This is a genomic window from Achromobacter sp. HZ34 (genome assembly GCF_002209485.1).
Classification (GTDB): domain Bacteria; phylum Pseudomonadota; class Gammaproteobacteria; order Burkholderiales; family Burkholderiaceae_B; genus Bordetella_C.
This window is the reverse complement of sequence record NZ_NJIX01000001.1, coordinates 1,066,040-1,092,522: the sequence shown is the minus strand read 5'-3', so window position 1 is coordinate 1,092,522 and position 26,483 is coordinate 1,066,040. Positions and strand designations below refer to the sequence as shown.

The window sequence follows — 26,483 nt, the reverse complement described above, 5'->3', positions numbered from 1 at the left end:
TGTCTTAATCGACTAGGCGCTGCCTAAAAAATCATTGGCTTCGGATGCCGCGATGCAGCAAAATCACAGGCTGCCGGTTTTGCCGGCATGACAATTCATCCTTGAACCACGTTTTGGAAATTATGGACACGCCCGTCGCTGCACCGCCGAATGCCTTCCACCTGGCCTTGAATGTGTTGGACCTGAACGAAGCGCGCCGCTTTTATGGCGACGCCTTGGGCTGCAGGGAAGGGCGCAGCACGGACACGTGGGTGGATTTCGATTTCTTCGGCCATCAGCTGTCGCTGCACCTGGGCGAGCCGCTGAAGACCGCGCGCACCGGCAAGGTGGGCGACAAGCTGGTGCCGATGCCGCATTTCGGCCTGGCCCTGATGCTGCCGCAATGGAAGGCGCTGGCCGAGCGCCTGCAGGGCAGCAAGCAGATCGACTTCGTGCTGGCGCCGCAGGTGCGCTTCGAAGGCGAGCCGGGCGAACAATGGACCATGTTCTTCATGGACCCGTTCGGCAATCCCATCGAAGTGAAAGGCTTCCGTACTTTGGAAGCGCTTTACGCGATTTAAATACGCGAGGAGGGCGGTCATGCCGCCCTCATGCGTGCGATCCGCGATCCGGCCTGGTGCCGTGCGCCGGGTACAAGGCGGCCAAGCCGGCCGGTTCATCAACGCCCGCTGAAGCGCGGCTTGCGTTTCTCGGCGAAGGCGACCTTGCCTTCGCGGTAGTCTTCGCTGTCGTAGCAGGCGCCGATCAGCGCATGGGCGGCGTCCATGTCGCGTTCTTCCGGCCCTTTCTCCAGCTCCAGGAACACCCGCTTGAGCGCCTTGATGGTCAGCGGCGCGTTCTCGGCGATGGACTCCGCATACTGGCGCACCCGCGCTTCCAGTCCCGCCGCCGGCACCACTTCGTGCACCAGCCCCGCGGCCAGCGCTTCGGCGGCGTCATAGCGGCGCCCGGTGAAATACAGGTCGCGCGCGCGGCTGCTGCCGATGAGGCGGTTCAGGCGGATCTGCCCCTGGTAGCCATAGCCCAGTCCCAGCTTGACCGCCGGAATGGCGAAGACCGAATCGTCGGAGCAGATGCGGATGTCGCAGCTGGCGGCGTAGTCCATGCCGCCGCCCATGCAATAGCCCTTGATCATGGCGACGGTGGGCTTGGAGCACCGATACACCGCGTCGTATGAACCCTGGCTGATCGCCTGGTACTTGCTGTTCTCTTCCGGGTTCGCGCGCACGGCATCGAAGTTGGAGATATTCGAGCCGGCGATGAAGGAGCGATCGCCCGCGCCCGTGACGATGACGACGCGAATCTCGGGATCGGCGTCGAAGTCCGCGATGATGGGCGGGACGGCCGCGGACATTTCCAGCGATACGGCATTGTGTTTTTCTGGGTGATTGAAAATCAACCAGCCGATGGCGCCGGTCTTGCGGGACAGGATGTGCTTAGAGCTCGTCATTGGACGTTCCAGATTCGGTTTGGGTGAAAGCGGCCGTGCACGCGGCGCGCAGGGTAGGTGGCATGGGCCGCGGGCGCCTGTCCAGCCGGTCGACCCAGACCCAGGTGATGGCGGCGGTGGCGTAGTGGTGCCCGGCAGTGAACCCGTCAGCGGACCCTTCAGTGGACCCTTCAGTGGACCCTTCAGTGGCCCCGCCAGCGCCCGTGGACGGGCCGCCGTCTTCGGCGTCGCGGACTTCGAATACCAGGCCGACGCTGCTGTTGCCGATGTGGCCGCAACGCAGGGTCACCGCCAGACGGGCGGGATAGCCGATGGAGGCGTGATAGGTGCAGGCCTGGCCGGCGACGACGGACCTCAGGCTGGGTGAGCATCGTTGCAGCGCCAGCCTGGCGGCCCACTGCATGCGCGCTTCCTCCACATACGCGAGGATGGTGGCATTGTTCACGTGCCCATCCGCGTCCAGGTCGCCCCAGCGGACGTTCACGTGCGCGGTATGCAGCGGTGCCGACAGCGCAGCGCCGTCGTCGATGATTTTCAGCATTTCAGGCCTCGGAAGAAACACGCGGTAAGCCGCGCGCCGCCACCGGCGCGCAACAGGTGGCGCGCAACAGGTGGCGCGCAACAGGTGGCGCGCGGCTGGCGGCGTGCAGCGGGCGGCGTGCGGGGCGGTGCCCCTCAGATCACGCCATCCTGCCGCAAGTGTGCGATGTCTTCCTCCGTATAGTCCAGCTCGCGCAGCAAGGCGTCGGTGTCGTCGCCGCGATCCGGGGCCGCGCTGCGCATCTGGCTGGGCGTGCGGCTGAGGCTGAACGGCTGCCCCACCATTTCCACTTCGCCAAGCCGGCGATGCTGGACCGGCGTGGCAATGCCCAGGTGCTGCACCTGCGGGTCGGCGAACACTTCGTTCATGCGGTTGATGGGGCCCGCCGCGACCTGGCCTTCCTCCATGCACACCATCCACTCCGCTGTCGTGCGCTGGCGCGTCAGCTCGCACAATTCGGCGTTCAGGCTGTCGCGATGGTCGGACCGCCCTTGCTCGGTGCTGTATTCCTCACGTTCCATCAGCTCGGGTACGCCCATGGCATTGACCAGGCGCCGGAACATGGCCTGCTCGCCCGCGGCGATGTTGATGTAGCCATCGGCCGTGGGATAGACCCCCGTAGGTATGGACGTCGGGTGGTTGTTGCCAGGCTGCCCCGGAATTTCCTTGAGGAACAGCCAGCGCGCGGCCTGGAAATCGCACATGGCGATCATGGCTTGCAGCAGCGACACCTGCACCCATTGCCCCTGGCCGGACACCTCGCGTTCCAGCAGCGCTGTCATCACGGCCATGGCGGCATAGATGCCCGCGCCGGTGTCCGCCACCGCGATACCGGTACGCATGGGACCATGGGCCGGATCGCCGGTGATGGACATGAGCCCGCCCATGCCCTGCACGATGTGGTCGAAGCCGGGGCGCTTGGCATACGGCCCGTCCTGGCCGAAGCCGGAAATGCTGGCGTAGACGATGCGCGGATTGATCGCCTTCAAGGTCTCGTAGTCGATGCCCAGGCGGAACTTGACGTCGGGACGGAAGTTCTCGGCGACGACGTCCGCTTCCTTGACCAGCTTCAAGAAGATCTCCCGCCCCTTGGGATCCTTGAGGTTGATCGTCAGGGACCGCTTGTTGCGATGCAGGTTCTGGAAGTCCGGCCCGTCACGCAGGCCGCCCCAGCCGTCGCTGACCTCCATGTATTCCGGGCTTTCGATCTTGATGACGTCCGCGCCCCAATCGGCGAACTGGCGGATGCACGTGGGGCCGGCGCGTACGCGGGTCAGGTCCAGGATGCGGAAGCGCTTGAGCGGGCCTTCGCGCTGTCCTTGATCGGCGGGCGTGAGGGGTTCAGTTTGCGCATTCACTTTGTTTCTCGCTTTCTTCGATGGCGGAAGAGGGGGCTTGCCAGCGTGAGGACGTGGCATCCAGGTTCACGATCAGGCTGCCGCTGTCGTCGACGTCGACGGTGGCGTGTTGCGGCACGATCAGCGTCGACGAGGCTTCCTGCACGATGGCCGGGCCGTGGAAGGTCTGGCCGCTTTGCAGGGCACCGCGTTCGTAGACGGGGACATCGGCGTAGTCCTTGCGCTCGGGCAGGTACATGCGGCGCGTGCCACGGGCGGCACCGGCGGCCGATACCGTGCCTGTGTCCACTTGCAGTTCGCCTTCGCCGCCGCCCGCCGCCAACGCGGCGCGCAGGTTGATGATCTCGATGTCGCCGCGCGGCGGCACCTGGCCGAAGGTCTTGGCGTAGGTCGCCAGGAAAGCCTCGCGGATGGCGGTGTATGTCTCGGCGGTATAGGGGCCGGGCGGCAGGTCGGTGATGACCTCGAAGCCCTGGCCGGCGAAACGCAGGTCGGCGGCGCGCTGGCTGTGCGCGGTGGCGCCCTGGCCCGGCAGCGTGGCATCGATGACGGCGCGGGCATCGGCTTCGATGCGGGCGTATTCCGCTTCCAGGGCGGCCCAGTCCACGGTCTCCAGTTTCCAGCCCACGCTGACCATGCGGTCGATGCGCGCGGGGGCCATCAGCAGGCCCAGGGCCGAGGCGACACCGGCGCCCGGCGGGCAGATGGCGCGCGTCATGCCCAGCCGGCGCGCCACTTCGCAGCCGTGCAGGGGACCGCCGCCACCCGTCAGCAGCAGGGCGAATTTACCGGCGTGGTGGCCGCGTTCGGCGACGTGCACCCGTGCGGCCGCGGCCATGTTCTCGTTGACGATCGAGTAGATGCCCCAGGCGAACGCCGGTACCGACAGGTCCGATTGCCGGGCCAGCGGCCGCATCGCGTCCTCGGCCTTGCCCACGTCGATGGACATGGTACCGCCCGCGAAGGCCGCCGGATCCAGGAAGCCCAGCACCAGGTTGGCGTCGGTGACGGTGGCTTGTGTACCGCCGCGACCATAGCAGGCGGGGCCGGGCAGGGAGCTGGCGCTTTCAGGACCGACCTTGAGCAGGCCCAGGGCGTCCAGGTGCGCGATGCTGCCGCCGCCGGCACCGATTTCGATCAGTTCGATGGTGGAGATCGAGATGGGCAGGCCGCTGCCTTCGGTCAGGCGCTTTTCGCGGCTGGCTTCGAAGTGATGCGCGATGAGCGGCTTGCCGGCGTCGATGATGGCCAGCTTGGCGGTGGTGCCGCCCATGTCGAAGGCCATCACGTCTTCGATGTGCGAGCGTTTACCGAAGAAGGCACCGGCCAGGGCGCCGGCGGCGGGCCCGGATTCCAGCAGCTGGATGGGTACGCGCTTGGCTTCATCGACGTGCGTCAGGCCGCCGTTGGACAGCATCATGAACAGCGGCGCCTGGATGCCCAAGGCCTTGATCTCCGCGGTCATGCGGTCCAGGTAGCCGTCGGCCAGGGGCTTGACGTAGGCATTGGCGACGGTGGTGGACGTGCGTTCGAACTCGCGGATCTGCGGCGAGACGTCGGATGAGATGGAAATGAACAGCTGCGGATGGGCCGCCTCGATGGCGTCGCGCGCCATGCGTTCATGGACGGGGTTGGCGTAGGCGTGCAGGAACACGATGGCAATGGACGTCACGCCTGCGGCGGCCAGGCGGCCCGCCTGCTCGACGACCTGGGCGACATCCAGCGGCTGCTGGACGGCGCCGTCGTGGCCCATGCGTTCGCTGGCTTCCAGGCGCAGCCGGCGCGGCACGATGGGGCGCGGCAATTCGATGTGCAGGTCGAACAGCTCGTACTTGTGTTCGCGCGCCATCTCCAGCGTGTCACGAAAGCCCGCCGTGGTGATCAGGCCGGTCAGCGCGCCCTTGCGTTCGATCAGGGCGTTGGTGAACAGCGTGGTGGCGTGGATGACGCGGTCCACGTTCGCGTAGGGCAGCCCCTCGCGTTCGAACAGGGTGCGGACCCCGCGGATCACGCCTTCGTAGGGGGCTTTGGGGGTGGTCAATTCCTTGTGCGACGTCGATGTGCCGCTGAGGGTGTCGTAGACGACGATGTCGGTGAAGGTGCCACCGATGTCGATACCCAGTGCGTAGTTACCTGCTTGCATGTTTTTCCTCGATGAGTCCATGACTCTATGGCTCGATGATTCGATTACCGGGTGGCGCCCGCCGCGACATAGCCGTCCTGCTCATCCCGCAGCGCGGCCGCGGGGTCGCGCTGTGCGGCCGGGCCGAAGCCGCCGCCGCCGGGGGTGAGCAGTTCCACGACTTCGCCCGGATTGAGGACATGCTGGACTTTGGGATTGACCGTCTTGCCGTTCAGGATGACGGCGCCAGGGGCGCCCGCCTGGCCGCCGGCCAGGCCTTGCGCGGCGGCTTCTTCACGGGTGCGTTCTGCCATGAAGCTGACGACGATGGGCGTCTTGTTGCGGTTCTCGAAGGCGATGGCCTGGCCGGTGCCGCCGCGATGCAGGCCGGCGCCCCCGGTGCCGCTGCGCAGCTGGCGGTGGCGCACGTGCAGGGGCGACATTTTCTCTATCATCTCCACCGGCGTGGAGGAAATATTGCTGGGCCAGGACAGTACGTTGGCGCCGTCCTGCTTGTGCGAACCGCCGTAGCCGCCGTTCATGAAGAACAGGTTGGTGAAGGGCGTGCCGGATTCCCGCGTGCCGGACAGGTTGACGCACCACAGCGGCGAGCCCACCGCGGCGATGGCGCGTTCGGGCATGGCTTCGGCCAGCGCGCCGATGACCATCATGGGCACGAAATGGCCGATCAGGGCGCGGGCGCCGCCGGCGGCGGGCGGCAGGGAATTGAGGATGCTGCCTGCCGGCGCCGTGACGTGGATGGGCGCCATCACGCCTTCGTTGTTGGGCACGTTGGGCAGCAGCACGGCGCGCAGGCCGTAGCAGGTATAGGCAATGGTGTAGGCCAGGCAGACGTTGATGCTGCGCGGCACCTGGGCGTCGGTACCGGAATAGTCGACGGTGATCTCGCCGTCCTTGATGGTCAGCGTGAGCTGCAGCTTGATCGGGTGATCCAGGCCGTCGCTGATGGCGGTACGGTGATACACGCCCTCGGGCAAGGTGCGGATGGCGTCGCGCATGGCTTTTTCGGAGCGCGCGTGGATTTCGCCGGCCAGGGTGTCGATTTCAGTCAGGCCGCGTTCCGCCATCAGGGCCAGCATGCGCGACTCGATCATGCGCAGCGCGGTGAATTGCGCGAACAGATCGCCCATGACCTGGTCGGGCTCGCGCACGTTCTTGCGCAGGATGCGTTCGAAGGTGGGATCGACTTCCCCTTTGCGCATCACCTTCATGATGGGAATCTGCAGGCCTTCTTCATAGACCTCGCGCGCATCGGCGGAGCGGATGCGCCCGCCGATGTCGGGCGCGTGGGCCACCGAGCCCGCCCATGCCACCACCTTGCCGCCGAGGAAGATCGGCTTGGCCACGGAGATGTCCGGCAGGTGCCCGGTGCCTTGCCAGATGTCGTTGGTGATCAGTACATCGCCCGGCTCCAGCTGGTCCAGCGGAAACTCCTCCAGGAAGTGCCGGATGGTGCGCGGCATGGTGTTCATGAAGGAGGGGATGCTGTTGGTCGCCTGGGCGACCGAGCGGCCGTCAGCGGTGGTCAGCACGCAGGCGAAGTCGTTGGACTCGCGCACGATGGTCGAGAAAGAGGTGCGCACCATGGCGGCTGCGGCTTCGTCGACGATGGAGATCATGCGGGTCCACAGCAGCTCCAGCGTAATGGCGTCTAAGGTTTTACTCATCACGGTTCCCTTGTTTGCTCCGCATTTGCAACGATGCGGCGTAATTGATGGCACAGAACGATTCTGGCGGTTTAGACTATGTCTTCATAATGTTTTATTAGCGGTAGGGCATTCCAAACGAACATACGTGGCCATCGAAGCCAGCGTTCGGCCGCGATGACAAGGGGATCTTTATGGCGAGCAACACGGCGTCCGACCTGCGCGGCGCACAGACTTTGAAAATCCATGAGGTGGAAGCCTTTCGGGCGGTGATGATCCGTGGCACGGCCACCGATGCCGCCGTGCTGATGCACACCTCGCAGCCGGTGATCAGCAAGCTGATCGCGCGCTTCCAGCGCCATATCGGCATCAAGCTGTTCGAACTGCACAAGAGCCGGCTGGTGCCCACGCCCGAGGCGCGTGTGCTGTTCAACACGATCCAGCGCACCTATGTAGGCATGGAGCACATCGCCCAGACCATCGCGGAGCTGCGCGGCGGCCACAGCGGCAAGCTGATCGTGGGCAGCCAGCCTTCCTTCGGCATGGGCCCCCTGGCCAGCATTGCCACCGCGTTCCTGAAGGAGCGGCCCGGCATTCAGATCCAGATCGAGACAGTGACGTCCGGACTGATCCGGCATAGCGTCATCTCCGGTAAGGCGGACATGGGGATCGCCGAACGGTCCATCGACGTGACGGGCGTGAATGCCGAGCCCCTGGTGCAGGTGAATACGGTCTGCGTCATGAACAAGGACCACTCCCTGGCCGCCAAGCGCGTCATCAAGGCCAAGGATCTGCACGGCGTGGCGATGATCCTGCCTTCGCGCGACAGCGCTTCGCATGCGTCCATCGCCGGCATGTTCGCGCAGGAGCAGGTGGAGCCGGAAGTCGTGGTCGAGACCGGCTATGGCATGAATATGTGTGTGCTGGCCTTGCAGGGCGCGGGGGTGGCGCTGGTCAGTCCGTTCGCCGCGCTGTCGCTGCGTGACGCCGGGCTGGTGGTGAAGCGCTTCGAACCCAGCCTGCCTATCGGGCTGATGCTGATGACGGCGGTCGATACGCCGCCATCGCGCATTGCCGCGCTGTTCATCGAACGTTTGCACGAGGCGATGGCGCCGCTGCGCGAGACGTGGGGATGATCTGCACATCGCCGCGTACTCGCGTTGGCGCTTGCGTTGCGCTGAGACGTGGATGCTCGTCCGCGCCTCATTGCGCCGTCAGATGCGTGGTCTCGATCATCTTGCTGAAGGTGCTGGTCTCGCCGGCGATGAACGTGGCGGTGGCTTTCGCATCGCGGTCGCCCGGCACGGGCGTGACGCCCAGGTCGGCCAGCTTGGGCGCCATCTCCTTGGACAGCATGATCTCGCGGATGTCGTGATTCAGCTTGTCGACGATGGCGTCCGGCGTATGGGCCGGCGCGGCGATGGTGAACCAGGCGGTGAAGGCGTAACCCGGCAAGCCGTCCTGCGCGATGGTGGGCACGTCGGGCAGGCTGGGGGCGCGGGTGGCGCTGGTGACGGCCAGGGCGCGCAGTTGGCCGGACTTGATCAGGGGCAGGGCGGTCGGCAGGTTCTCGAACATCAGCTGCAAGCGTCCGCCGACCAGATCGGTGAGGGCGGGGCCGCTACCCTTGTAGGGGATGTGCGAGATCTCGGCGTGGGATTGGTATTTGAAGAGTTCGCCGGCCATGTGGGTGGATGAACCGAAGCCGGCCGAACCGAAGAACAGGGTATTCGGATGCGCCTTGCTTTCGGCGATGACGGCCTTGGTGTTGGCCAGTTCGCTGTTCTTGGGCACCACCAGCACGTTGGGCAGTTCGGCCAGCAGTACGACCGGCTTGAGATCCTTGGAGGGATCGTATTTCAGGTTCGCGTAGATCTTGTAGGTCGAATGGATGCCGATGGTGCCGAACAGCAGGCTGTAGCCGTCGGGCTCGGAGCGGGCCACGTTTTCCGCGCCGATGTCGCCGCCCACGCCGGGACGGTTCTCCACGATGACGCTTTGGCCGTATTTCTCGGACAGCTTCTGGGCGACGAGGCGGCCCAGGACGTCGGCGCTGCCGCCGGGCGCCAGGGGGACGACCAGCCGGATCGGCTTGGAGGGATATGTGTCGGCATGGGCTGCCGGCGCCGCGCAGGAGAGCAGCGCCGCGAACGCGGCCGCCGCCGTCGAAGCAAAGAGTTTGTTCATGATTCCGCCTTGTGTGTTGGTTTTTTTTTTGAGAATTATGGACAGCGGCGGGGGGCTGCGCATAATGCTTTTACAGGCACACCCTATGCAAAATGATCATGCGCGTTAACCCGTAGCAGCGTGGGTGGCGCCGCTGCGGCCGGTATCAGTAAGGTTTTCCGCGCAGGCTACGCGAGGTTTTTCGCGTAGCCTGCACGCCTTCAATGCGTGGTGGCGATGCCCTCCAGCTGAGTTGCGGGCAGCAGGGCGAAGGCCCATTTCATGGCGCGGGTTTCTTCGCCGGGGCTGCGGCCGAACAGGCGCTTGAACTCGCGGTTGAACTGCGAGGCGCTTTCGTAGCCGACCCGCGCGCCCGCCGCGGCGGCGGTGAGGTCGTCACGGATCATCAGCAGGCGGGCCTGGTGCAGGCGCACGGACTTGATGTATTGGATCGGTGACGTACTGGCCACCGCTTTGAAATGCGCGTGGAAAGTGGGCACGCTAAGGCCTGCCTCGCGCGCCAGCGTGCCGACGTCGAGCGCCTGTTCGTAGTCATCGTGGATGCGCTTCAAGGCGCGCGCGATGCGGCCGAAATGACCTTGGCTGGCCAGCGCGGCGCGGATGGCGCCGCCTTGTTCACCGATCAGGACGCGATAGCAAAGCTCTCGTACGATGCCCGGTCCCAGTATGCGGGCTTCGGTCGGCGAGGATAGCGCCTGTAGCAGGCGGACGGTGGTGTCGGCCAGGGTGGCGTCAAGCGGCGTGGAGACGATGCCCAAGGGGGTGGCGGGCGTCGGGACCGACGGGCTGTCCAGGGCCATGACCAGATCGGCGACGGCGGTCATGTCCAGCCTCACGGAGATCGCCAGCAACGGTTCTTCGGGGGTAGCCTCGGTCTCGGTGGAAAAGGGCAGGGGGACCGACAGCACCAGGTAGTGCTGGGCGTCGTACTGATAGACGCGGTCGGCCAGGTAACCGCGCTTGCGGCCCTGGCAGACGATCACGATCATGGGTTCATAGAGGACTGGCGTGCGGCCCAGGGATTGATTGGCGCGCATGAAACGCACGCCGTCCAGCAGCGAGCGGGTGTAGCCCTCGGTCGGCGCCAGATGGTCGATCAGCGCCGCCATTCGTGCTTGGGCGGAAGGGGCAGGGTTCGACATGCTTTGGTGCGGAGGCGAGTGAATCGAGCAATGATTTTGCCACTTTCATCATGTGAAAGAGGTGTCCTGAATAGGAATAGGCAATGATGCTAGAGGATCTCGTCTATGCGCAAGGGCGTGCTTTTCCTAGCATGACTACCTGGAGTTCACGGCGGCGGCAGGGATGTTCCCTGTGCGGCCAGCGTGGACCGACATCAGGAGTCATCCATGAATATCCCTACAACGCATACGACGCAACCGACCCAGGCGGCGAAGACCGCGCGTCCGACGCAACCGGCCGCCGCGGCCAAGGTCTGGTTCATCACGGGGGCCGCGCGCGGCCTGGGGCTGGCATTGGCGCGCCAGGTCCTGGCGCAAGGGCATATCGTCGCGGCGACGTCGCGCAAGCTGGCGGGCCTGCAAAGTGCCCTGGCCGAGGGCGGGGAGCGCGTCCTGGCCCTGGAGATGGATCCGGTCTCCGAACAGGCGGTGCAGGCGGCCATCGAGCAGACCATCGCCCGTTTCGGCCGTATCGACGTAGTGGTGAATAACGCGGGCTATGGACAGCAAGGGGCCATCGAAGCCTTGAGCGATGCCGAATTGCGCCGCAACTTCGACGTCAACGTCTTCGCGCCCATGCACGTGCTGCGTCACGTGTTGCCGCATCTGCGGCGGCAGCGAGGCGGGCATATCTTCAACATTGCGTCCATTGCCGGGTTTGACGGGGGCTATGCCGGTTGGGGTAGCTATACCGCAGGGAAGTTTGCCCTGGCCGGGGTGACTGAAACGTTGGCTGCCGAAGTGGCGGAGCTGGGGATCAAGGCGACCGTGGTGTATCCGGGGCCGTTCCGTACGGAGTTTCTTACCAAGGACAGCATGGTGACGGCAGGGCACGCCATTGCGGACTACAAGCAGGCGCAGGCTTCGCTGGACATGCATGTGAATACGATGGATGGGCGCCAGGCGGGCGATCCCGACAAGCTGGCGCTGATGCTGTTGCAGGCTGCGGGCGTTGCCGAACCGCCCTTGCATCTGTTCGCCGGCCGCATCGCCAACGAACTGGCCGAACGAAAAATCGCTGGCGTTCGCAAGGACATGTCCGCCTGGCGCGGCGCCTCCGACGCCACGGATTTCCCGGAAGGAAAATGACCCATCGTGGTGGGGCCGGGAGCAATCCGGTACCCCTTCAAGAATAAGAAAAGGGGAATTTCTTTAGAAATTCCCCTTGGATTTCTTGCCGGTCGCAAGGCCCGTGGCCGCGGCGCGGCCGGGAGCAATGGGGAGCATTCCGAGTATAAAAAAAGGAATTTCTTTGGAAATACCCCTTTGATTTCTTGCTAGTCGCAAGGCCCGTGGCCGCGGCGCGGCCGGGAGCGATGCGGGAGCATTCCCAGTATAAAAAAGGGAATTTCTTTAGAAATTCCCTTTTTACTTTTCTCCCTGCGGCAGCGATCAATCCGCCGGCAATAGGGCCACCGGGAAATCCGCCAAAGCCTCTGCCAAAGGCAGGATGCTGTCCGCCCCGACGCGGCGTTCGCGGCCGCTGAGGGCGTCGCGCAGGGTAGCACCCGCATAGCGATGCGGCAGTACCACCGCCGTCGATTCCCAAAACGCGGGATCGATGCGCGGCAGGCACAAGCCGCCATCCGCGCCGGCCACATCGCCATCGTCGACACGCAAATGCGTCCCCACCAACCGCGGCGCCAGCACAAACACCCGCTGGTCCCCCAGGCTGCGCACGAATGCAATGATGTGATCGCCACGCGAACCCAGCACAGGCAAAGGCACATAACTGCCCTGTGCATACAAGTCCGGCGCCGCACGCCGCGCAGCCAGCGCACCATGCACGACAGCCTGCTTGACGCGCCCGCTGCGCCAATCGGCCAGCAGGCCGTCGACGTCCCGCGCATCCTTCGCATCCAGCGCCGCGGCACGCGCGGCATAGTCGACGGGACGGCGGTTGTCCGGATCGACCAGGCTGAAGTCCCAGAACTCCGTGCCCTGGTACAGATCGGGCACGCCCGGCACGGTCAGCCGCAACAGCGTCTGGGCCAGGCTGTTGACCGCCCCGGCGGCGGCAATGCGATGGGCAAACGCGGCAATATCGTCAGCCGCGCCGGGCTGCATCAAAGCGTTCAACGCCTCCGCGCAAGCGCGTTCATAGGTCTCGTCGGGCACCACCCAGCTGGTGCGCACCTTGGCCTCGCGCAAGGCCTTCAACTGCCACGCCCCCACGCGTTCGGCATACGCCTTCAAACCGGCGCCATCGTCGGCGCGCAGATCCAGCGGCCAGGCCCCGATCAGCGTCTGCAGCAGCATATACAGATCGGCCGGATGCGGCGCCAATTGCCCGTTGCCGTTATAGGTGGCGGGCGCATGCGCATGCATCCAGTCAAGCGCGAAACGGCTCCATTCCGTCGGCACTTCGCTCAATGCCATGATGCGCGCGCGCGTGTCCTCGCCCCGCTTGTGATCGTGCGTCGCGGTGGTCAGCATCGCACGCGGCAACCGGCGCGCGCGCGCCGAACAGCGTCGATGGAAAGCCTCCACCGCCAGATGGAACTCACCCGGATCGGCGCCCACTTCGTTGCGCGACAGCAGGCGGCCATAACGGTAGAACGCCGTGTCCTCCAGGGACTTGGCGGTCAAGGGCGGCGTCAGCTGCTGGAAACGGCGCGTGGCCAGCGCACGCGCGGCCTGCTGGTCGGCCGGCAGTCCACGCAAGGGCTCTCCCCCCAGCCAGTCGCCCATGAGTTCGAGCAACGGACCATCGTCGCCGTCCCGATCGCTGCGGAAGTGCGCATGCGCCGCGGCGGCGGCCGCGTCGAAACGCACCTGGTCCAGCGCATGCCGCCCTTCGGCATTGGCGTACGTGCGATACACGGGAAAACTGCGCAGCAACTGCCACAGCACGCGCAGGATGGCGGCCTGGCCCCAGTCGCGGGTCATGGGGTTCAGCGTGGCGACCTGATGCAGCGCGCGCGCCGCCGCATAGCGCTCGGCGGGAAAATGCCGCAACAGCATCAGCTCGCGCGCCTCGTCGGCGATTTCGGCGAAAGAGCGCGTGTCGCGCGCCAGCGTTTCCCACAGGTCCGTGATGGGGCCCACGCCGCTGGCATCGTGCAGGACGGCACCCACCTGGTCCATGAAGTCGTAGCCGGTGGTGCCGTCCACCTTCCACCGCTCATCGAGTATCTCGTCGCTGGCAAGGATCTTCTCGATCACCAGGTAGGGCGCCTGGCCGGCCAATGCCCCCGGCCGCCGCGGCGACCGCGCGAGCAGCTCGGCCTGCAGGCGCGCGCAGTAGGCGAGCGGATCGCTCAAGCCGTCGACGTGGTCGACTCGCAGGCCGTCGATGAGGCCTTCTTCGTAGAAATCCAGCACCATGCCGTGCACGGCATCGAAGACCTCGGGCTGCTCCACGCGCACGCCGATCAGGTCGGTGATTTCAAAGAAACGGCGCCAGTTGATTTCATCGGCGGCGCTGCGCCACCAGGCCAGGCGATAGGCCTGCAGTTCAAGCAACTCGTGCAGGCGCTCGCGCCCGGTGGACGTGTTGGTGTCGTAGGCATGAGCCGGATCGGGCAGGCTGGTGTCCAGGGTGCCGTCCGCAAGCGGATAGGGCGCGCCGTGCGCGTCGATGTACCAGCCAGCGTCACCCAGCCGCAGCCGGATGTCGCCGTCGCGCAGCGCCTCGCCATAAGGCTTGCCCAGGAACGGCGCCAGCACCTTGCCATGCAGCCCCGTGTCGGCGGGCTCCCATTCGATGTCGAACCAGGTGGCATGTGGGCTGGCACGGCCGTCGCGCAGTACGCTCCACCACCACGGATTGTCCGGGCTGGTGGCCATGTGGTTGGGAACGATGTCGAGGATCAGCCCCATGCCGTGCGCCCGCAGGGCCTTTGCCAGGCGCCGCAGCGCTGCGACGCCGCCCAGTTCCGGATTGACCTGGGCGTGGTCGACCACGTCATAGCCGTGGGTGGAACCCCGCCGCGCGCGGGTCAGGGGGGAAGCGTAGATATGGCTGATGCCCAGGCGGGCGAAATACGGCACCTGGTCGACCGCGTCGTCCAGGGTATAGCCTTCGTGGAATTGCAGGCGCACGGTGGCGCGGGGCGTGCCCGTGTTCGCGGGGGCCGGCATGACCGACGCGTTGGATGCTTCTTGGGGCATGTTGTCGATGTCGGTGGCAGCAGTGTTGGTCGTATTGGCGGTTGCGGTGGCGGCAGTGGCGGTGGCAGCGTCGGTGCCGGCGGCAGCCGGGGGCTCCGCCGAACGCTCAGCCGCGCCGCCCCGGCCCGTTTCTTCCATTGCGGGATGGCGTGTGTTCATAGGTGCCCCCGGCGTCCAGCTTCGATGGCATCCACCCGTGCCGCCACGGCGGGATCATCGAAGAACCGCGCCGCGTCCATGTCCAGGCGGCGGCGCCAATTGGGGTGAGTGTCTATGGTGCCCGGCAGGTTGGGTTGCTCCTCCAGGGCCAGCAGATCCTCCAGCGGGACCAGCATCAGGGGCACGGGGGCGCTGGCGACGAAGCGCAGCACGGCTTCGACAGGCGCATCGGCGGGCGGCGCCTCCGGCTGGTCGTGGCCGATGCAGCCGGCCTCGCGCAACGCATGCCACAGCGCGCCCCGGTCGCGTTCACGTTCCTGCAGCAGGGATTCGTGGGTTTCATCGAGGCCGAGCAGTTGCAGGCGGTCGCGCCAACCCACCTCCGTGCCGCGCCACCAGCCGACGATGGTGGGCAGGTCGTGCGTGGTGGTGGTGGCGATGGCGGCGCCCGGCCAATAACGCGGCTGCTGGAAGGGCGCGGGATTGCCGGCCCAGCCGTCGCGCTGGAACCAGAGCACGTCCATGCCCAGCATGCCGGCCTGTTCGATGCGGTGATTGAAGCCCTCGGGTACGGTGCCCAGGTTCTCGCCGATGATCAGCGCGCGGTGGCGCCAGGCTTCCAGCGCCACCAGGCGCAACATATCGTCGAGCGGATAGCGCAGGTAGGCGCCGTCGCGGGGCGACGCGCCCTGCGGCACCAGCCACATGCGGGCCAGGCCCAGCACATGGTCGATGCGCAGGCCGCCCGTATGGGCCAGGGCGGCGCGCAGCATCTCGATGAAGGCGGCATAGCCGGTCAGATGCAGGGCCCGTGGCGAAAAGGCCGTCAGGCCCCAGCCCTGGCCCTGGGGGTTGTAGATGTCCGGCGGGGCGCCGGGTGACAGGCCTTCCAGGATATCGGCCTGGCGGCTCCAGGCATGGCTGCCGCCAGGATCGGTGCCCACCGCCAGGTCGCCGATCAGGCCGATGCCCATGCCGGCCGCGCGTGCCGCCTGTTGGGCGCCGGCCAGGCCTTGCGCGGCCAGCCACTGCAGGAAGATGTGGAAAGCGATATCGCGGTCGTGCGCATGGGCATAGGCGCGCACGCCGGCCCCGGCGGGATCGCGCAGGTCGGCCGGCCAGTGGCGCCAGTCGGTGGCGGCGCCCAGCGGCGGCAGGTGGCGCGCGTGCAGGGCTTCGAAACGGGCGTGGCTTTCCAGGGCTTCACCGCCGGCGATGCGGAAGCGGGTGAAGTCGTCCTGCAGCTGGCTATGGGCGTCGTCGCGGAAATCGTCGTACATGCGGCGCAGCAGCTTCAGGCGCAGACGCGCCACGCCGGGCCAGTCGATCAGGGGCAGGCCGTCCAGGCGCAAGGCCTCGTCACCCAGGCCCAGGCCGCTCAGCGCCTTGCCCAGCGCGGCGGCGCCCAGTACCGCGGACGGATCGATGTAATTGCTGTTGAGAAACAGGCGGCTGGAAGGGCCGTAGGGACTGTAGCGTCCGGGATCGGCGGCGAACATCGCATGAACCGGACTGATGGCCAGGGCCGACGCGCCCCGCTGGCCGGCCGCGCCGGCCAGATGCGCCAGGGAGGTGAAGTCACCGATGCCTGCCGCCTGCGCGGCATCGCCGCCGTGGTCGCGGCGCAGGCTGTACAGCTGCGCGGAAACCCCCCAGGCGCGCGGGTCTCCCCGTCCGTCTCCGGTTTCCAACAGTTCCGCCACGCTGGGACTGCGCGGCGGCACCACGGCCACGTTGCGGCGCCAGTTATCGGTTTCCAGGACGTAGTACCCGGGGGTGTCGATGGCGGGCAGGCGGGTGCGGCCATCGCCGCTATCGTGCGCCGCGACCGTACGTTGCTCGCCGTCGTCGCCCAGCAGCAGGTAGGCGGTATCCGGCCGTGCGTCGAATTCGATCGGCGCGCCGGCGTCGACGATCAACAGGCCAGGATCTGCCCGGGATTCTTCATGGAGGCGGGCGGCGCTGTCGCGGATCTGCGCGGCATCGGCCGCCGGCAGTCCCAATGCGCCGAGTATGGTGCGCAGCACGTCATCGGCCACGCGTTGCGGCTGGCCGCGCGCGTCCACCCAATCCACCGCGATGGCGGCTTGCGACGCCAGCGCGGCCAGGTCGGCTGAAGCCGAGCCCGAACCATCGATGCCAGAGGTAGTCATGCGAATTCCTTTCTGTCCATCGTCATGCGGGAGTCTGCAGCAGGGCAATGGTGCAGCTATGCCACAACAGGCCTTCATACAGCGCGGCGCCCGCGCCGGCTTCACTTTCGTACAGCACGGTCTGGTCCAGCAGATCGACTTGGAGCCAGTCCGGGCGCAGGTCGACATTGCCCAGGTTGGTATAGAGCGAAAGAATCGCGCCATTGCCCAGGCGCCACTGCGCCACTACGCCGCGCATGCCCAGCACGTGCGAGCCGATCGCGCGGGCATCGTCCAGGTAGGGGACGATGGCGCGTCGGCGCAGCGCCAGCAGTTCGGTATAGGTCGCCAGGACGGCGTCGTCGACCTTGGCTTCGTAGGGATTGGACTGGGTGTACGTGGCCGGGTCGTTGGGATCCGGGATACGTTCGCGCGTGGCGGGATTGGCGAAGGCGCGGAAACGCTGGAATTCCTTGCGCCGGCCATCGCGCACCGCCTGTGCCAGTTCGACGTTGGCGTGGTCGGTGAAATAGAGGAAGGGCGTCTCCACGCCGCGCTCCTCGCCCATGAAGATCAGCGGGATCTGCGGCGTCAGCAGTTGCAGGGCGACAGCGGCTTTCATCACCCGCGCATCGCGCAACAGCGGCGCCAGGCGGTCGCCCAGTGCGCGGTTGCCGGTCTGGTCGTGGTTCTGCAGGAACAGCACGAAAGCGGTGGGGGGCAGCAGATGGCTGCGCTCACCGCGCTTTTCGCCCCCCCGGTGGCGCGAAGGCTGGCCCTGGTAAACGAAGCCTTCGGTCAGGGCGCGCGCCAGTCCTTGCGCCGGCTGCTCGATATAGTCCTCGTAATAGCCTTCGCTTTCACCGGTCAGCAGATGATGCAGCACGTGGTGGGCGTCGTCGTTCCACTGCGCCTCGTAGCCATGCTGCAGGGGATGCACCTGGTTGTCATCGTTTTCCAGCACCAGGTGGACGTGGCGATCCGGGTCGATACGTGCCCGCACGAAAGCCGCCATTTCCTCCAGCCAGCCGACATCGTTGATGGCATGCACGGCGTCCAGGCGCAGGCCGTCGAAGCGATATTCGGTCAGCCAGTACAGCGCGTTCTCGGCATAGTACTGGCGCACCTGCGGCCGGCGGAAATCGATGGCCGCGCCCCAGGGGGTCTGCACGTCTTCGCGGAAAAAGTCCGCGGCGTAGGCGTTCAGGTAATTGCCGTCTGGGCCGAAGTGGTTGTAGACCACGTCCAGGAACACCGTCATGCCCAGGCCGTGGGCCGTGTCGATCAGGCGTCGCAGATCGTCCGGTTCGCCGTAGGCGCGGTCGGGCGCGTAGGGCAGCACGCCGTCATAGCCCCAATTGCGCTGGCCGGGGAAATCGGCAATGGGCATCAGCTCGACCGCCGTGATGCCCAGCGCCGCGAGTTCCGGCAGGCGGGCTTCGATGCCGGCATAGCCCCCCGCCAGGCCGGGATGCAGTTCATAGAGTACGGTCTCGCGCCAGGGCCGCCCGCGCCAGTCGGGATAACGCCAGGCATAGGTGCTCCCGGGTTCGACCACAACGCTGTCGTCGTGCACATCGTTGGCCTGCAGGCGCGAAGCCGGATCGGGCACGGCCAGGTCGGGGCCGACGCGGTAGCGATAGCGGGTGCCCGGTGCGCATTGCTGGTCGATTTCGTAGAAGCCGTCAGCGACGGCACGCATGCCGATGGGCTGGCTGCCGGCGATTTCCAGGCTGACGCCATTGCGCGCATTCGGCGCCCACAGGCGAAAGCGGGTCTTGCCGTCAGGCTGGCGCACCGCGCCGTAGCTGAAGGAAACCGCGGGAACCGGGGGATTCATGAATGCTCCTTGGAGCGCGGTACGCCGCTGAAAAGGGCGATGCCATGCGCATGCAGATTGAAGTGATGTCCGTGTACCTGCTCGGCAGGCGCCGTCGGGCGGCTGGAGTCCAGGAGCATGCGCCATGCCGTGTCCTCGTCGGGCAGGACGAATACCGCGTCGCTGTGGCCGCCGTTGAGCAGGGTCAGGGTGATGTCCATGCCCTGGTCGGTTGCGATCATGCGGCGCACGGCCAGGGTACGGCCTTCGGTGTCGTGCCAGGCTTCGTAGGTCATGGGCTGGCCGTCGACGTCGAACCAGGCGATGCCCTCGCGGTCGGGCGCTACCTCGCGGCGGCCGTTCAGGTAATTATTGACGCGCAGGCTGGGGTGGTTGCGGCGCGCCGCCGCCAGGCGGCTGACGAAGTCGGTGAGCGCGCGGCCATCGGCGCTGGCGGCTTGTTGCCAATCCAGCCAGGATACGGGGTTGTCCTGGCAATAGGCGTTGTTGTTGCCCAGCTGGCTATTGCCGAACTCGTCGCCGGCCAGCAGCATCGGCGTGCCGTAGGACAGGAAGGTGGATGCCAGCAGGGAGCGCTGCACGCGGCCGCGCATCTCTTGGACGTAGGGATCGTCGCTCGGTCCTTCGACGCCCCAGTTGTGGCTGCAGTCGTCGCCGTGGCCGTCGCGGTTCCCTTCGAGATTGGCTTCGTTGTACTTGCGCTCGTAGCTCACCACATCGCGCGTGGTGAAGCCGTCATGCGACGCCACGAAATTCACGGAAGCCCAGGGCCGGCGGTGGCGCCGGTCGAACAGGTCGCTGGAACCGGCCAGGCGTTCCGCCATTTCAGGGCGTTGGCCGGCGTCGCCGCGCCAGAAGCGGCGTGTAGTGTCACGGAATTTGTCGTTCCATTCGGCGAAACCGGGCGGCTGGCGTCCCAGTTGGTAACCGTCGGGCCCGATGTCCCAGGGTTCGGAGATCAGCTTCAGGCGTGACAGCTTGGGATCCTGCAGGATGGCGTCGAAGAATCCCGCCCCCGGATCGAAACCGTGGCCCTCGCGGCCCAGCGTGGTGCCCAGGTCGAAGCGGAAGCCATCCACGCGATAGGCTTCGGCCCAATGGCGCAGCGAGTCCATGACCATCTGCAGCACGCGCGGATGCGACAGGTTCACCGTGTTGCCGCAGCCGGTATCGTTGATGTAATGGCGTTCGTCGCCGGGTATCAAACGGTAGTAGCTGGCGTTATCCAGGCCGCGCCAGGACAGGGTCGGACCGGTCTCATCGCCTTCACAGGTGTGGTTGTAGACCACGTCCAGGATGACTTCGATGCCGGCGGCCTGCAGGCGCCGTATCGCCATGCGCAGGTCATTGGGACCGCCATTGCGCAGATAGGCTGGCTCCGGCGCGAAATACGACAGCGTGCTGTAGCCCCAATAGTTGCCCAGCTGTTTTTCCACCAGGAACTTGTCCTGCAGGAAAGCGTGCACGGGCAGCAGTTCCAGGGCCGTCACGCCGATCTTGTGCAGGTGCTCGATGAAGCGCGGATTGGCCAGCGCCGCCACCGTGCCGCGCAGATGGGTGCGCACGTCGTCACGCTGCATGGAGACGCCGCGTACATGCGCCTCGTAGATGACCGTATGTTCCCAGACCGTGGGTGGCCGGCGCCGCTCGCCCCAATGGAAAGCGCTGTCGGTGACCACCGCCTTGGGCATGGCGGGGGCGCTGTCGCGTCGGTCCATGGTCAGGTCGCCGCGCGCGCCGCCCACGCGATAGCCGAACAGCACGTCGGACCAGCGCGGCGGGCCGGTCAGCTCGGCGGCATAAGGGTCCAGCAGCAGCTTGTGGGGATTGAAGCGATGCCCGTTCCTGGGGTCGTAGGGGCCGTGGGCGCGAAAGCCGTAGACCAGACCCGGCGCGGCATCCGGCAGGTATCCATGCCAGATTTCATCGGTGCATTCGGGCAGGGGCATGCGCTGCAGTTCCTTGCGGCCCCGTTCGTCGAAGATGCACAGGTCGATGCGGCTGGCGTTGGCTGAAAACACGGCGAAATTCACGCCCAGGCCGTCGCTGGTGGCACCCAGCGGGTAGGGATGGCCGGGCGCGAGCCGGTCGGGAAGCACACCGGACATGTACCGTTATCCTTCGAGTTGCAAGATCACCGTGGCAAGGGGAGGCAGGGTAAGCGCCAGCGACTGCTGCTGGCCGTGGGCGGCGATGCCGTCCGTATTGCGGCCACCGCCGTTGCCCATCCCCGATCCGCCGTAGTCGGCGGCGTCGGTGTTGATGCGTTCACGCCAGAAGCCGGCGCGCGGCACGCCGATGCGATAGTCTTCGCGCGGCACCGGGGTGAAATTGCTGACGGCCAGCACCAGGGCGTCGCCGTCGCGGCGCAGGAAGGCGATCACGCTGTTGCCGGTGTCGTCGCCGATGACCCATTCGAAACCGCTGGGATCGTGGTCATGTCGGTGCAGGGCGGGCACGTCGGCATAGACGTAATTGAGGTCGCGCATCAGCTTTTGCACGCCGCGATGCAGGCCGTCGTCCAGCGAGCCCCAATCCAGCGACGCATCATGGTTCCACTCGCGTTCCTGGGCGATTTCGCCGCCCATGAACAGCAGCTTCTTGCCGGGATGGCTCCACATGAAGCCGTAGTAGGCGCGCAGGTTGGCGTGGCGCTGCCAACGGTCACCGGGCATCTTGTTCAGCAGCGAGCCCTTGCCGTGCACCACCTCGTCATGCGACAGCGGCAGGATGAAGCGTTCCGAATACGCGTAGACCATGCCGAAGGTCATGTCGTTGTGGTGGTAGCGCCGATGGATGGGGTCGGTCTCCATATAACGCAGGGTGTCGTGCATCCAGCCCATATTCCACTTGTAGGAAAAGCCCAGGCCGCCGTTTTCGATAGGGGACGAAACCCCCGGCCAGGCGGTGGATTCCTCCGCCACGGTGATGGCGCCAGGGCACAGGCGATGCACGGTGGCGTTCATGTCGCGCAGGAATTCCACCGCTTCCAGGTTTTCCCGGCCGCCGTGGCGGTTGGGTATCCATTCGCCGGCCTTGCGGCTGTAGTCGCGGTACAGCATGGAAGCCACGGCATCCACGCGCAGGCCGTCGATGTGATAGCGGCGCACCCATTCCAGCGCGCTGGCCACCATGAAGTTGCGTACTTCGGTGCGGCCCAGGTTATAGATCAGCGTGTTCCAGTCGGGGTGGAAGCCTTCGCGCGGATCCTGGTATTCGTACAGCGCGGTGCCGTCGAAGTGGGCCAGGCCATGCGTGTCGGTGGGGAAGTGGGCCGGCACCCAGTCCAGGATGACGGCCAGGTTGGCGGCGTGGCAGGCGTCGATGAACGCGGCGAAGTCGTGGGGCGTGCCGTAGCGCGCGGTGGGCGCGAACACACCCAGCGGCTGGTAGCCCCAGGAGCCGCCGAAGGGATGCTCCATGATGGGCATCAGTTCCAGGTGGGTGTAGCCCAGGTCGCGGGCATAGGGCACCAGGCGCGTGGCCAGCTGGCGCCAGATGCATTCGCCGTCGTCCTTCCCATCGCGAGGCAGCCAGGAGCCCGCATGCACCTCGTAGACGGAGATCGGTGCATCCTGGGCCTGGCGTGCGCCCCGTTGCGCCATCCATGCGTCATCGGTCCAGGTGAAGGGCGCGGGGTCGGGCACGATTGACGCTGTTGCCGGCGGCGCCTCGGTCTGGCGCGCCATGGGATCTGCCTTCAGCGGCAACAGATTGCCTTCGGCGCCCACCACTTCGTATTTGTAGCGTGCCCCCGCTGCCAGGCGCGGGACGAAGATTTCCCACACGCCGGCGCTATGCCGCAGGCGCATGGCATGGCGGCGGCCGTCCCAGGAATTGAAATCGCCCACCACCGACACGCGGCGTGCATTGGGCGCCCAGACGGCAAAGCGCACACCCTGAATGCCGTCGACTTCCATGACGTGCGATCCCAGGCATTCCGCCAGGTCTTCATGGCGCCCTTCGGAGATCAGGTGCAGGTCCAGGTCGCCCAGCAGGGCGCCGAAGGCATAGGGATCTTCCGTGATCTGCTCACCGGTGGGCCACTGGATGCGCAGCCGATAAGCGGATGGCTGGCCTGGCGCCAGGCCGTCGACGAGGCCGGAGAACATGCCGTGCCGGGCGGGCGTGAGCGGAAATTCCTGGTTCTTGTCGCCGAGCAGCAGCGTGACCTGTTCAGCATCGGGCACCAGCACGCGCACCCAGCTGCGTGAGCCGTCGGCGTGGGGGCCTAGTACATGGAAAGGATCGGGATGGCGGCCGGCCAGCAGATCGTCCAGCGCGTCGTGCGCGCCGTGGTCGACGGGCGGGTCGGTGGGGGTTGCGCCGGGGGAGAACTGAGAGCCGGAAGTCATGAAAGCATTTTCCTGAATCAAGAGTTGGGTGTGGCGGCGCTGTCTCGCGACAGCAGGCGGGTAGCCAGGCCAGCCAGTCCGGCAAGCGGGATGCCCACCCAGTCCGGACGGTGCGAGGCCTCGTAGCGGACTTCGTAGGCTGCTTTTTCGATCAGGGCCAGATCTATCAGCGGTTGCTCCACTTCAGGCGCCATCCAGGGATGCTCGGTAACGTGCGCCACTTCGCGGTAGCCCGCCAGGAAGGCTTCGCCGGCGGTGGCGCGGAAGCGCTCGATCAAGCCCAGACGCCGCGCCTGCAATTGGTGCTCGGCGTTGTGCGGATCGCCGCTGGTCTCTTCGGGGGCGTTCTTGCCGGCGCCATCCGCCAGCGTGGCGGCCGCATAGTCGAAGGAGCGCAGCAGGCCGGCGACGTCGCGCGAGGCACTGGTCTTGGCGCGCCGTTCTTCCAGCGAGCGGGCGGGTTCGCCTTCGAAATCGATCAGGTAGGCATCGCCTTGCGCCGCCAGTACCTGGCCCAGGTGGAAGTCGCCATGGATGCGGATGTGCAGGGTGCCTTCTTCGTTGGCGGCCAGGGCCTGTACCACGTTCACCAGGGCATTGCGGTGCTCGGTCAGCCACGTGGCCCGTTCGACATTGCCGGCGTCCAGGCGGCTCAGATTGGCCTTGAGCGTTTCCAGCCCCTGGTCCAGCATGGCAATGACGTCCTTGGCGCGCTGCTCGGCGTCCTTGCGCGTCGCCCGATGGGGCGCGAAGGCGGGATCCTCGGTGGGCAGCGACAAGGCCGCATGCAGTTCACCCAGGCGCTTGCCCATGATGTGGGCGAAGTTGATATACCCGCGCAGGTCTTCGTCGTAGTCCTCGGCGCTTTCCGCGGTCAGCGCGGCTGCTTCCAGCACGCGTTTCAGGTAGTTCAGCGTCCAGGTCCAGGCGTCGCCCTGGTTGGTGATCATCTGGTGCATCAAGGCCAGCGTGTGCGGCGTGCCGTCTTCGTCGACGCGCTGGATTTCACCCAGCAGCGGCGCGCCGTTGGCATAGCCGACTTCGGTCAGCCGGCGTGTCATCTCGGCTTCCGGATGGATGCCGGGAACGATGTGGCGCAGCAGCTTGAGCATCATGATGCCGCCCAGTGTCACCGAACTGTTGGACTGCTCGCCGGTGAAGTACTTGACCTCGGCATCGGGCGCCAGCTCGATCTTGTCCAGCAGCGGTTCGCCGCGGAAATTCAGCACCGCGGGCGGATGCGCTTGCGGCACCGGCAGCTTGAGGCGATCGCGCAGGCCTTGCACCAGGGCCTTGACGAAGGAGGGCAGCGTGTAGGCATCGGTGACGAAGCCCATTTCCGCGCCGCGGCGCACGCGCGCCAGCGCATACTGCTGGGGCATGGGGGGCATGGTCTCGCCCCAGATCAATGCCACCGGCAAGAGGAAGCGCGCCGGCTTGCCTTCGAAATCCACCTGGATCTCGGTGATGAAGCATTCGTGGTCGGCGCCCTTGATCTGGGCCGCATAGGCCGCCTGGGCCATCTGCACCTTGCGGTCCTTTGGATACCAGCGCTGGCGCGACAGGTACATGGGAAGTACGTCCTGGCGCAGCGAGCGCACGGCGCCTTCGGTCAGCTCGTAGCCGGTGCGGCCGCGCAGCACCAGGGTGTAGTACTCCGGCATGCGTTCGGGGTGGGTCGCGTGCCACTCGGGCGGCGAGGCGCTGGCGCTCAGATCGAACCAGTAGAAGCCATAAGGAGGCAGGGTGAGCAGATAGGTCAGGTCGCCGATGGCGGGGAAGGGCGTGCCGCCCAGCAATTCCACCGGCACGCGGCCTTTCAGGGAGGACAGGTCCAGTTCCACCGGTTGCGAGGCCCGCGACAGGTTGGCCACGCACAGGATGGTGGTGTCTTCGTGTTCGCGCAGATACGCCAGGATGTTGCGGTTGCCGGGGAACAGGAAACGCAGCGTGCCGCGGCCGAAGGCCTGCGTCTTGGCGCGCGTGGCCAGCATGCGGCGCGACCAGTTGAGCAGCGAATGGGGATCGCGCTGCTGCGCTTCCACGTTGACGGCTTCGTAGCCGTACAAGGGGCCCATCAGCGAAGGCAGGGGCAGGCGTTCCGGATCGGCGCGCGAGAATCCGCCATTACGGTCGGGCGACCATTGCATGGGGGTACGCACGCCGTCGCGATCGCCCAGGTGGATGTTGTCGCCCATGCCCAGTTCGTCGCCGTAATAGATCACGGGGGTGCCGGGCATCGACAGTAGCAGGCTGTTCATCAACTCGATACGGCGGCGATCGCGTTCCATCAGCGGCGCCAGGCGACGGCGGATCCCCAGGTTGATGCGCGCGCGGCGATCGGCCGCATACGTGTCCCACAGGTAGTCGCGTTCGTTGCTGGTGACCATCTCCAGCGTCAGTTCATCGTGGTTGCGCAGGAAGATGGCCCACTGGCAGATGTCCGGGATGTCCGGCGTCTGCCGCATGATGTCGGTGATGGGGAAGCGGTCTTCCCGCGCGATGGCCATGTACATGCGCGGCATCAGCGGGAAGTTGAAGGACATATGGCATTCGTCGCCCTGGCCGAAATACTCCTGGGCATCCTCGGGCCATTGATTGGCTTCGGCCAGCAGCATGCGGCCGGGATATTCGGCGTCCAGCTCGGCGCGGATCTTCTTCAGGACCGCATGGGTCTCCGGCAGGTTTTCGTTGTTGGTGCCTTCGCGTTCCACCAGGTAGGGCACGGCGTCCAGGCGCAGGCCGTCGACGCCCATGTCCAGCCAGTAGCGCATGACGCTGATGACTTCCTTGAGCACCTGCGGATTGTCGAAATTCAAATCGGGCTGGTGCGAGTAGAAACGATGCCAGAAGTAGGCCCCCGCCACCGGGTCCCAGGTCCAGTTCGACTTTTCGGTATCAAGAAAGATGATGCGGGTGCCCGCATAGGCCTGGTCGTTGTCGGACCAGACGTAATAGTTGCGCGCGGCCGAGCCCGGCTTGGCCGCACGGGCGCGCTGGAACCAGGGATGCTGGTCCGACGTGTGATTCACCACCAATTCCGTGATCACGCGCAGGCCGCGCGCATGCGCCGCCTTGATGAACTTGCGCGCGTCGGCCAGGGTGCCGTAGTCGGGATGCACGCCGCGATACTCGGCGATGTCATAGCCGTCGTCGCGGCGCGGCGAAGGATAGAAAGGCAGCAGCCAGATGGTATTCACGCCCAGCGACGCAATGTAATCCAGCTTCTCGATGAGGCCGGCAAAGTCGCCGACGCCGTCGTTATTGCCATCGAAGAAGGATTTGACGTGCAACTGATAAATGACGGCGTCCTTGTACCAGAGGGGATCGTCGCGATTGGGGCTGTTGACGTGGTTATCTGACATGCCGATATCCTTT

16 protein-coding genes are annotated in these 26,483 nt (G+C 66.1%); 3 read left to right on the top strand and 13 right to left on the bottom strand.

Translation table 11 applies throughout. The annotated features are described in order from the left end of the window. Window positions 1–122: 122 nt before the first annotated feature. Window positions 123–560: a VOC family protein gene (locus CEY05_RS04575; RefSeq protein WP_088596250.1), complete on the top strand. Its 438-nt coding sequence runs from the start codon at window positions 123–125 to the stop codon at window positions 558–560. Between the two features lie 98 nt (window positions 561–658). Here CEY05_RS04575 and CEY05_RS04570 read toward each other — a convergent pair whose 3' ends face one another. From CEY05_RS04570 to CEY05_RS04550, 5 genes are all read right to left on the bottom strand, one after another. After that, the gene (locus tag CEY05_RS04570) at window positions 659–1,450 is read right to left on the bottom strand and encodes an enoyl-CoA hydratase (RefSeq protein ID WP_088596249.1); all 792 of its coding nucleotides are present in this window, start codon (window positions 1,448–1,450) and stop codon (window positions 659–661) included. Next, window positions 1,437–1,991 carry a thioesterase family protein gene (locus CEY05_RS04565; protein ID WP_088607516.1) on the bottom strand — a complete coding sequence of 185 codons (555 nt, stop codon included), beginning with the start codon at window positions 1,989–1,991 and terminating at the stop codon, window positions 1,437–1,439. The genes CEY05_RS04570 and CEY05_RS04565 overlap by 14 nt, the downstream gene beginning before the upstream one ends. A gap of 134 nt (window positions 1,992–2,125) precedes the next feature. Further along, entirely contained in the window at window positions 2,126–3,349 is a 1,224-nt protein-coding gene (locus CEY05_RS04560; RefSeq protein ID WP_233161349.1) for a CaiB/BaiF CoA-transferase family protein, read from the bottom strand. Beyond that, the gene (locus CEY05_RS04555) at window positions 3,333–5,492 is read right to left on the bottom strand and encodes a hydantoinase/oxoprolinase family protein (protein WP_233161348.1); all 2,160 of its coding nucleotides are present in this window, start codon (window positions 5,490–5,492) and stop codon (window positions 3,333–3,335) included. The genes CEY05_RS04560 and CEY05_RS04555 overlap by 17 nt, the downstream gene beginning before the upstream one ends. A 44-nt stretch (window positions 5,493–5,536) precedes the next feature. After that, window positions 5,537–7,159: a hydantoinase B/oxoprolinase family protein gene (locus CEY05_RS04550; protein ID WP_088596155.1), complete on the bottom strand. Its 1,623-nt coding sequence runs from the start codon at window positions 7,157–7,159 to the stop codon at window positions 5,537–5,539. Between the two features lie 173 nt (window positions 7,160–7,332). Between CEY05_RS04550 and CEY05_RS04545 the strand changes: the two genes are divergently transcribed. Continuing rightward, window positions 7,333–8,274, top strand: a complete 942-nt coding sequence (locus CEY05_RS04545) for a LysR substrate-binding domain-containing protein (protein ID WP_088596154.1) — start codon at window positions 7,333–7,335, stop codon at window positions 8,272–8,274. Between the two features lie 67 nt (window positions 8,275–8,341). On the opposite strand, the gene CEY05_RS04540 is transcribed toward CEY05_RS04545, so the two are convergent. Then, the gene (locus tag CEY05_RS04540) at window positions 8,342–9,325 is read right to left on the bottom strand and encodes a tripartite tricarboxylate transporter substrate binding protein (protein ID WP_088596153.1); all 984 of its coding nucleotides are present in this window, start codon (window positions 9,323–9,325) and stop codon (window positions 8,342–8,344) included. A gap of 200 nt (window positions 9,326–9,525) precedes the next feature. Further along, entirely contained in the window at window positions 9,526–10,467 is a 942-nt protein-coding gene (locus CEY05_RS04535; protein WP_233161347.1) for an AraC family transcriptional regulator, read from the bottom strand. Between the two features lie 207 nt (window positions 10,468–10,674). Between CEY05_RS04535 and CEY05_RS04530 the strand changes: the two genes are divergently transcribed. Next, the gene (locus CEY05_RS04530; protein WP_088596151.1) at window positions 10,675–11,595 is read left to right on the top strand and encodes an SDR family NAD(P)-dependent oxidoreductase; all 921 of its coding nucleotides are present in this window, start codon (window positions 10,675–10,677) and stop codon (window positions 11,593–11,595) included. Window positions 11,596–11,898: 303 nt separating this feature from the next. Here the strand turns inward: CEY05_RS04530 and treY are convergent, their stop codons facing one another. From treY to treS, 6 genes are read right to left on the bottom strand one after another with little or no spacing between them, the layout of a single operon-like run. After that, window positions 11,899–14,778 (bottom strand): malto-oligosyltrehalose synthase, encoded by a 2,880-nt coding sequence (gene treY / locus CEY05_RS04525; protein ID WP_369825879.1) that lies wholly within the window; start codon window positions 14,776–14,778, stop codon window positions 11,899–11,901. After that, window positions 14,775–16,931, bottom strand: coding sequence for a 4-alpha-glucanotransferase (gene malQ / locus CEY05_RS04520; protein WP_088596150.1), 2,157 nt, complete (start codon window positions 16,929–16,931; stop codon window positions 14,775–14,777). Before malQ ends, treY begins: the two co-directional genes overlap by 4 nt. Before the next feature lie 22 nt (window positions 16,932–16,953). Then, complete coding sequence (treZ, locus tag CEY05_RS04515; RefSeq protein ID WP_088596149.1) at window positions 16,954–18,750, bottom strand: malto-oligosyltrehalose trehalohydrolase; 1,797 nt, start codon at window positions 18,748–18,750, stop codon at window positions 16,954–16,956. After that, the gene (glgX, locus tag CEY05_RS04510; protein ID WP_088596148.1) at window positions 18,747–20,858 is read right to left on the bottom strand and encodes a glycogen debranching protein GlgX; all 2,112 of its coding nucleotides are present in this window, start codon (window positions 20,856–20,858) and stop codon (window positions 18,747–18,749) included. Before glgX ends, treZ begins: the two co-directional genes overlap by 4 nt. A 6-nt stretch (window positions 20,859–20,864) precedes the next feature. Further along, the gene (gene glgB / locus CEY05_RS04505; protein WP_088596147.1) at window positions 20,865–23,105 is read right to left on the bottom strand and encodes a 1,4-alpha-glucan branching protein GlgB; all 2,241 of its coding nucleotides are present in this window, start codon (window positions 23,103–23,105) and stop codon (window positions 20,865–20,867) included. 17 nt (window positions 23,106–23,122) lie between these two features. Beyond that, window positions 23,123–26,470: a maltose alpha-D-glucosyltransferase gene (treS, locus tag CEY05_RS04500; RefSeq protein ID WP_088596146.1), complete on the bottom strand. Its 3,348-nt coding sequence runs from the start codon at window positions 26,468–26,470 to the stop codon at window positions 23,123–23,125. Between the last annotated feature and the right edge of the window lie 13 nt (window positions 26,471–26,483).